A 7985-nucleotide genomic window follows, 5' to 3' on the forward strand; every position below is an offset into this window, starting at 1 on the left:
TACGGCGACAGCCACGCCTTCGTGCTGCCCCGGCAGGCGTCGGTCGACCCCGAGAGCCGGCAGGCGGCCTACGAGTTCGTCGCCGCGATGCTCAAGAGCTCGGGCACCTGGGCCCAGGCGGGGCACGTCCCGGCCTACCTGCCGGTGGTGGAGAGCGAGGAGTACCAGGCGCTGCCCGCGAGCCGCTACGCCGACGTCACCGAGATCCTCAACTACGACCCGGAGGCCTACTTCTCCGGCTCCGGCTCGAACTTCCAGACCTACTTCGCCGACAACATCCAGACGGTGCTGCTGGGTCGCACCGACCCCCGCGAGGGGATGACCGGCTTCATGGAACGCGTCGACTCGCTGCTGCTGCAGCCCAACCCCGCCGCGCCGGCGGCCTGAGGAGGACGACGATGAGCACCTCCACCGTCAGCACGCAGGTCGAGCCGGGCCCGGCGGCGGCCCCGCCCGGCGACGACCGCAGCCCGGCCCGCCGCCGGCGCGACAACATCGCCGGCTGGGCCTTCGCCGGTCCCTTCACCCTGCTCTTCGTGGCCTTCCTCGTGGTGCCGATCCTGCTGGGGCTGTGGCAGAGCTTCACCTCGCTCAGCCTCACCGGCGCCAACAACACCTTCGTCGGGCTGGCCAACTACGCCGAGGCCCTGGGCGACGCCGACATGTGGAAGTCCCTCCGCAACACCGTGGTCTTCACCGTGCTGAGCACCGTCCCGCTGGTGCTGGTCGCCCTGGTGATGGCGCTGCTGGTCAACCTCGGCACCAGGGGCCAGTGGTTCTGGCGGCTGGCCTTCTTCCTGCCGTTCCTGCTCGCCTCGACCGTGGTCACGCTCGTCTGGGAGTGGATGTACAACCCCGAGCTGGGTGTCATCAACGACGTGCTGTCCCGCTTCGGCGCCGAGCCGGTCTCGTGGTTGCAGGACGAGAGCACCGCCATGGGCGCCGTGGTGGTCACGACGGTGTGGTGGACGGTCGGTTTCAACTTCCTGCTCTACCTGGCTGCCCTGCAGAACATCCCTCAGGTGCAGTACGAGGCGGCGGCCATCGACGGTGCGAGCCCCTGGCGCCAGCTGTTCTGGATCACGCTGCCGCAGCTCGGCCCGACCACGGTGCTCATCGTCATCCTGCAGGTGCTGGCCTCGCTGAAGGTCTTCGACCAGATCTACATGATGACCCTGGGCGGCCCGGCCGGGGCGACGCGCTCCATCGTCCAGTACATCTACGACACCGGCTTCACCGGCTACCGGCTCGGCTACGCCGCCTCGATCTCCTACATCTTCTTCGCGATCATCGTCGTCCTGTCGCTGGTGCAGGCCCGGATCGCCGCCCGGAGGAGCAGCTGACATGACCACCATCGCCGCCACCCCCGGAGGCCGGGCCCTCACCGACGTCACGACCGCCTCCGCCGGCCGCCGCCGTGGACCGGCCCTCGGACGGGGGTTCGCCTTCCTCGCCCTGCTCGTGATGGCCCTCGCCTGGTTGGTGCCCTTCGTCTGGGCGCTGCTGACCTCGTTCAAGACCGAGACCGAGGCCGCTTCCGCGCCGGTGACCTTCTGGCCCACCAGCGGCTTCTCCGTCGAGGGCTACGTCGCCACCGTCGCCGGCGGGCAGATCCCGCTGTGGATCGGCAACAGCCTGCTCACCTCCACCATCATCACCGTGCTCAGCGTCGGGCTGGCGGCCGCGGCCGGCTACGCCTTCTCCCGGATCGAGTTCGCCGGCAAGAAGGTGCTGTTCGCCGTCATCATCGGCTCGATCATCGTGCCCCCGCAGATCCTGCTGGTGCCGCTGTTCCAGGAGATGCTGGTGCTCGGGCTCGTCGACACCTACGCCGCGATCATCCTGCCCCAGCTCATCCACCCCGAGATGGTCTTCATCCTGAAGAAGTTCTTCGACGCCGTCCCGGTCGAGCTGGAGCAGGCGGCCCTGGTCGACGGCGCCAACCGGCTCCGGGTGTTCTGGACCATCGTGCTGCCGCTGTCGCAGCCGATCCTGGCCGCGGTCTCGATCTTCATCTTCATCGGCGCCTGGAACAACTTCCTGTGGCCGTTCATCGCTGTCAGCGACACCTCGCTGATGACGCTGCCGGTGGGGCTGGAGACGGTGAAGAGCGCCTACGGCATCCAGTACGCCCAGAACATGGCCGCGGCCATGCTGGCCGCTGCACCGCTGATCATCGTCTTCCTCTTCTTCCAGCGCCAGATCATCAGGGGCGTCGCCACCACAGGCTTCGGCGGTCAGTGACCGCCGGACACATCCGCACCACCACCATCACCACCGAGAGCGAGAAAAGACAGCCATGACCCGTGCCCGGATCGTCATCGACCGCGACTTCACCGTCGGGGAGGTGCCCCGCCGCCTGTTCGGCTCCTTCGTGGAGCACATGGGCCGCTGCGTCTACACCGGCATCTACGAGCCCGGCCACCCGAGCGCCGACGCCGACGGCCTGCGCACCGACGTGCTGGAGCTGGTGGCCGAGATGGGCCCCACGGTGGTCCGCTACCCCGGCGGCAACTTCGTCTCCGGGTACCGCTGGACCGACGGCATCGGTCCGGTCGAGGACCGTCCCCGCCGGCTGGACGGGGCCTGGCACACCGTCGAGTCCAACCGCTTCGGCCTGCACGAGTTCGTGGGCTGGGCCCGCAAGGCCGGCGTGGAGGTGATGGAGGCCATCAACCTCGGCACCGCCGGTGTGGAGGAGGCCCGTGCCCTGGTCGAGTACGCCAACCACCCGGGCGGCACCTACTGGTCCGACCTGCGGCGCGCCAACGGCGCCGAGGAGCCCTTCGACATCCGGCTGTGGTGCCTGGGCAACGAGATGGACGGCCCGTGGCAGATCGGCCACAAGACCGCCTCCGAGTACGGCCGGCTGGCCCAGGAGACCGCCAAGGCGATGCGGCTGGTGGACCCCCGCCTGGAGCTGGTGGCCTGCGGCAGCTCGAACTCGGGGATGCCGACCTTCGGCGCCTGGGAGGAGACGGTGCTCAGCCACACCTACGAGGAGGTGGACTTCATCTCCCTGCACGCCTACTACCAGGAGCACGACGGCGACGCCGCCAGCTTCCTCGCCTCCTCCGTCGACACCGACCACTTCATCTCCCGCGTGGCGGCCACCGCCGACGCGGTCGGGGCCAAGCTGAAGAGCAAGAAGCAGATCAACCTCTCCTTCGACGAGTGGAACGTCTGGTACCAGCGCGGTCTGGACAGCGAGGACCAGCCGCACCGCATCGCCGAGCAGCCGTGGCGTGAGCACCCCCGGGTCATCGAGGACACCTACAACGTGACCGACGCGGTGGTGGTGGGCACCCTGCTCAACAGCCTGCTGCGCCACGGCGACCGGGTGCAGATCGCCAACCAGGCCCAGCTCGTCAACGTGATCGCGCCGATCCGCAGCGAGCCGGGCGGCCCGGCCTGGCGGCAGAGCTCCTTCCACCCCTTCGCCCGCACCGCGGCCCTGGCGAAGGGCCAGATCCTGCAGACCCGGGTGTCCTCGGACAAGCACCCGACGGCGCGCTTCGGCGACGTCGACACCGTCGACGTCAGCGCCACCTGGGACGAGGAGAACGGCCGGGTCGCGCTGTTCCTGGCCAACCGCGGCCTGGACGAGGCCGCCGAGGTCGAGGTGGAGCTCCGCGGGCTGGTGGCGGGCACCGGCGCCACCGCCGAGGTCCTCACCACCCCCGAGGGCGGCGACCGCTTCACCGCGAACACCGCCGAGGACCCCGCCCGCGTCGGGCTCACCGACCTCGCGGTGGGCGTGGAGGACGGCCGCGTCCGGCTGACCCTCCCCGCGCTGTCGTGGGCCTGCGTGCAGCTGCCGGTCAGCCTGGGCTGATCCCGGGTGGACGACGGGCCGGCACCTCCCCGCGAGGTGCCGGCCCGTCGTCGCGTCCGCGTCCGCCGGGCGCGTACGCTGCGGCAGATGCGTACGCGCGCCTGGTCGACGCCCGCCCTGGCCGCCCTGGTCGTCCTCGCCGGCTGCACCGGCGGCCCCCCGGCGGATCCCAACGCGGCTCCGTCCACCACCACGGCGGCCTCCCCCGCCGCCACCCCGACCTCCCCCGGGCCCGCCGAGCCCTCGCCGACCCCCTCGCTGGACCCCGACAACGAGTTCTGGGTCGAGGACGACACCTGGTACCGCTCCCCCTGGTACGAGGGCCGGGGACGCATCATGATCGGCTTCGGCTGCACCGAGGCGCCCTACTACGCGCCCGACCCCTCCTGCCCCGACGGGCAGGGCTTCCACCACGGCGTCGACGTCGCCCTGCCCTGCGGCACCGAGCTGCGCTCCGGGGTGGCCGGTACGGTCGTCGACCCCGGCAGCCGGGGCCGGCTGGGCGGGGCCTACGGCTCCACGGGCTTCCGGCTGCGCGACCCCGAGCGCGGGCTCGACGTGGTGCTCGGCCACGCCGAGACGGTGCTGGTCACGCCCGGCCAGGAGGTGCGTCCGGGTCAGCGGATCGGCACGGTGGGCGACCGCGGCGCCCCGGACGGCTGCCACCTGCACCTCGAGGTGCGACCCGCCGCCGGCTCGGTGGCCGACGCCGTCGACCCCCGCGAGGTGCTGCAGCTGCGGGAGTGAGCGCCCGCCCAGCGGGTACGGGATTTGCGACCTGTCCGCAGACCGGGGGAGCCTGGAGCCGTATGAGTACACAGGAACAACATCCCCCGACCACCACCACACCACCCCGGACGGAGGCGCTCACGGCCACCGCCAGCACCTCCGCCGGAACACCTCCCGGGCAGGTGCACCCGGCCATCGCACCCCCTCCGGGCCGGGCCGCCGACCGGGGCGGGCTGGACCGGTTCGTCTTCGGCGTCGCGGCCGTCGTGGCCCTCGCCTTCTGCGCCTGGGGCATCGCGGCGCCCAGCAACCTCGGCTCCGTCAGCTCGTCCGCGCTGGACTGGGTGGTGACCAACCTGGGCTGGTTCTTCGTCATCCTGGCCACCGGGTTCGTCATCTTCGTGCTCGTCCTCGCCGCCAGCCGGTACGGCCGGATCCCGCTGGGCCGCGACGACGAGCAGCCCGAGTTCAGGACGGCGTCCTGGATCGCCATGATGTTCAGCGCCGGGATGGGCATCGGGCTCATGTTCTACGGCGTCAACGAGCCGCTGACCCACTTCGTCACCCCGCCGCCGGGGACGGTGGAGGGCGAGACCGGCGCCGCCGTGCGCACCGCGATGGCCACCACCATGTTCCACTGGAGCCTGCACCCGTGGGCCATCTACGCCGTGGTCGGCATCGCCATCGCCTACGGCTGCTTCCGGCGCGGACGCCGCCAGCTGTTCAGCAGCGCCTTCGCCCCGCTCTTCGGCCGGGGCCGCGCCGAGGGCCGGGTCGGCCGGATGATCGACGTGCTGGCCATCTTCGCCACCCTGTTCGGCTCGGCCACCTCCCTCGGCCTCGGGGCGCTGCAGATCGGCAGCGGTCTGCAGGTCCTCACCGGCATCGGCGAGGTCGGCAACACGGTGCTCATCCTCGTCATCACCGTGCTGACCGCGGCCTTCGTCGCCTCGGCCGTCTCCGGCGTCGCCCGCGGTATCCAGTACCTCTCCAACATCAACATGGTGCTGGCCTGCCTGCTGGCGCTGTTCATCTTCGTCGGCGGGCCGACGGTGTTCATCCTCAACATCATCCCCAACGCCGTGGGCGCCTACTTCTCCGAGCTGGGGCTGATGGCCGGACGCACCGGTGCAGCGGGCGGCGACGCCGCCGCCGAGTGGCTCTCGGGCTGGACGGTCTTCTACTGGGCCTGGTGGATCTCCTGGACGCCGTTCGTCGGCGTGTTCATCGCCCGCATCAGCCGCGGCCGCACCATCCGCCAGTTCGTCACCGGCGTGCTGCTGGTCCCCTCGGTGGTGAGCCTGCTGTGGTTCAGCATCTTCGGCGGCGCCGCCATCGCCGACCAGCAGGCCGGCCGCGAGCTCGCCGCGGAGGCCGGGCCCGAGGCCCAGCTGTTCGGCATGCTGGCCGACTACCCGTTGGCCACCGTGACCACCGTGCTCGTGGTGGTGCTGGTGTCGATCTTCTTCGTCTCCGGCGCCGACGCGGCCTCGGTGGTGATGGGGACGCTGTCCGAGCGCGGCTCGCTGAACCCCTCCCGGTTCACCGTCGTGTTCTGGGGCGTGCTGACGGGCGCCGTGGCCGCCATCATGCTGGCCGTCGGCGAGGACGCGCTGGAGGGGCTGAAGAACCTGGTCATCGTGGCGGCCCTGCCGTTCGCGGTGGTGATGGTGCTGCTGTGCGTCTCGCTGGTGAAGGACCTGCGGCGCGACCCGATGATGCTGCGCCACGACGCCGCCACCGTGGCCGTCGAGCAGGCCGTGGTCGAGGGCCTCACCAAGCACGGCGACGAGTTCACCCTGGTGGTCGGCCACCAGCCCGAGAGCGAGGACGCAGACGGGGACGGCACCAGCCCGACCGTCGTGCGGACAGGGGTGCAGCCACCCGAGGAGACCGACCGGCGCTGAGCACCGGACGCGACGGGCCCTGCACGCACACCGTGCAGGGCCCGTCCTGCGTCCGGCGGCCGCTCACTCCGGCGGGTACTTCGCGACGTACTCGTCCATGGTGTCGCTCGACATGGCCTCGCCCAGCTCGGCCAGCTGGTCGAAGTCGACCACGTCGATGGACTGGCCCGAGGCCGTGGTGTCGGTGCCCAGCACCGGGGCCTGCAGCAGCACGATGTCGCTGGCGCCGTCGAGGCGGAGCGACAGCGCGGTCTCGCGGATGACCTCGTCGGTCAGCGCGGCGTCCACCGCGGTGTGGCTGGCGATGCCGCTGACGAAGGCGGTGAAGGCGGCCGGGTCGGCGATCACCTGCGGGCTGAGGCCCTTGGCCACGATGGCCTGCACCACCTTGCGCTGGTTCTCGGCCCGGTCGAAGTCGCCGTTGGGCAGCGAGTAGCGCTCCCGCACGTACCACAGCGCCTTCTCGCCGCTGAGCTCCACCGGCCCCTCGGGGTAGTCGTAGCCGTGGGAGCTGAAGGCGTGCTCGTTGTCGACGGTGATCCCGCCGACGGCGTCGGTGAGCTCGATGAAGCCCTCGAAGTTGACCACGGCGAGGTGGTCCATCCGGGTGTCGAGCAGGCTCTCCACCGTCTGCACGGTCAGCGCGGTCCCGCCGTAGGCGAAGGCGGCGTTGATCTTGTCCTGGCCGTACCCGGGGATCTCGACGTACATGTCGCGGGGGAAGGAGATCAGGTAGGCGGTCTGCCGGTCCCCGCTGAGGTGGGCGACCATCAGCGTGTCGCTGCGACCGGCGTCGGGGTTGGACAGGTCGCGGCTGTCGGAGCCCATCAGCACCACGTCGACCGGGGCGTGCCGGCCGTCCTGCGGCGGCGCGTCCGGCTCGGGACGCGAGGAGTCGGGAGGCAGCTCGGCGTTGTGCTGCAGGTTGGAGGTCAGCGCCCGCTGGATCTGGTAGCCGTAGTAGGCCAGCCCGGCCCCCGCGACCAGCAGCAGCGCCAGCGCGATGCCGAGCACGGTCAGCACCCGCCGCCTGAGCCGGTGCGGAGGCTCCTGGATCGCCCGGCGCGGCGCGGCGGGGACGCGGTCCTCGACGGTCCCGTGCGGTTCGTCCACGATCTCTCCTCGGTGCTCGTGCGGCACCAGGATGCCTGCGACGTTCGTTCAGCACCGGCAGTGTAGGACGACGCCGGCGCCGTGGGTCGAGTTCGCGCGGAGTGGGCGAGCAGAATCGGATCGTGTCCGTCAGCGTGTTCGACCTCTTCTCGATCGGCATCGGCCCGTCGAGCTCCCACACCGTCGGACCGATGCGCGCCGCCGGGCGCTTCGCCGCTGCGCTGGCCGACGAGGGGCTGCTGCCCCGGGTTCAGCGGGTCCGGGCGGAGCTGTTCGGCTCGCTCGGGGCGACCGGGCACGGCCACGGCTCCGCCTCCGCCGTGCTGTGGGGGCTGGAGGGCGAGGACCCCGAGACGGTCGACACCGAGACCGCGCCCGGGCGGGCCGAGGAGGTCCGCCGC

The 7985-nt window shown here is 71.4% G+C and carries 7 protein-coding genes and 1 pseudogene; 7 read left to right on the forward strand and 1 reads right to left on the reverse strand.

Translation table 11 applies throughout. The annotated features are described in order from the left end of the window. The 6 genes and pseudogenes from GC722_RS17750 to GC722_RS09950 all read left to right on the forward strand — a co-directional run. A pseudogene (locus GC722_RS17750) lies at positions 1 to 387 on the forward strand (carbohydrate-binding protein); the annotation flags it as partial. 11 nt (positions 388 to 398) lie between these two features. Then, positions 399 to 1343 carry a carbohydrate ABC transporter permease gene (locus tag GC722_RS09930; RefSeq protein WP_156609693.1) on the forward strand — a complete coding sequence of 315 codons (945 nt, stop codon included), beginning with the start codon at positions 399 to 401 and terminating at the stop codon, positions 1341 to 1343. A 1-nt stretch (position 1344) separates the two neighbouring features. Beyond that, positions 1345 to 2244 (forward strand): carbohydrate ABC transporter permease, encoded by a 900-nt coding sequence (locus GC722_RS09935; RefSeq protein ID WP_156609694.1) that lies wholly within the window; start codon positions 1345 to 1347, stop codon positions 2242 to 2244. 55 nt (positions 2245 to 2299) lie between these two features. Continuing rightward, positions 2300 to 3835: an arabinosylfuranosidase ArfA gene (gene arfA, locus GC722_RS09940; RefSeq protein ID WP_156609695.1), complete on the forward strand. Its 1536-nt coding sequence runs from the start codon at positions 2300 to 2302 to the stop codon at positions 3833 to 3835. An 87-nt stretch (positions 3836 to 3922) separates the two neighbouring features. Continuing rightward, positions 3923 to 4582, forward strand: coding sequence for a M23 family metallopeptidase (locus tag GC722_RS09945; RefSeq protein WP_156609696.1), 660 nt, complete (start codon positions 3923 to 3925; stop codon positions 4580 to 4582). A 62-nt stretch (positions 4583 to 4644) separates the two neighbouring features. Then, a complete protein-coding gene (locus GC722_RS09950; RefSeq protein WP_156609697.1) occupies positions 4645 to 6471 on the forward strand; it encodes a BCCT family transporter in 1827 nt (608 codons plus the stop codon). A 63-nt stretch (positions 6472 to 6534) separates the two neighbouring features. On the opposite strand, the gene GC722_RS09955 is transcribed toward GC722_RS09950, so the two are convergent. Further along, positions 6535 to 7584: an LCP family protein gene (locus GC722_RS09955; protein WP_156609698.1), complete on the reverse strand. Its 1050-nt coding sequence runs from the start codon at positions 7582 to 7584 to the stop codon at positions 6535 to 6537. A gap of 122 nt (positions 7585 to 7706) precedes the next feature. Here GC722_RS09955 and GC722_RS09960 point away from each other — a divergent pair. After that, positions 7707 to 7985: serine dehydratase beta chain (locus GC722_RS09960; RefSeq protein ID WP_331714639.1), on the forward strand; the 279-nt coding region annotated here is incomplete at its 3' end.

The organism is Auraticoccus cholistanensis (genome assembly GCF_009742705.1).
Lineage (GTDB): Bacteria > Actinomycetota > Actinomycetes > Propionibacteriales > Propionibacteriaceae > Auraticoccus > Auraticoccus cholistanensis.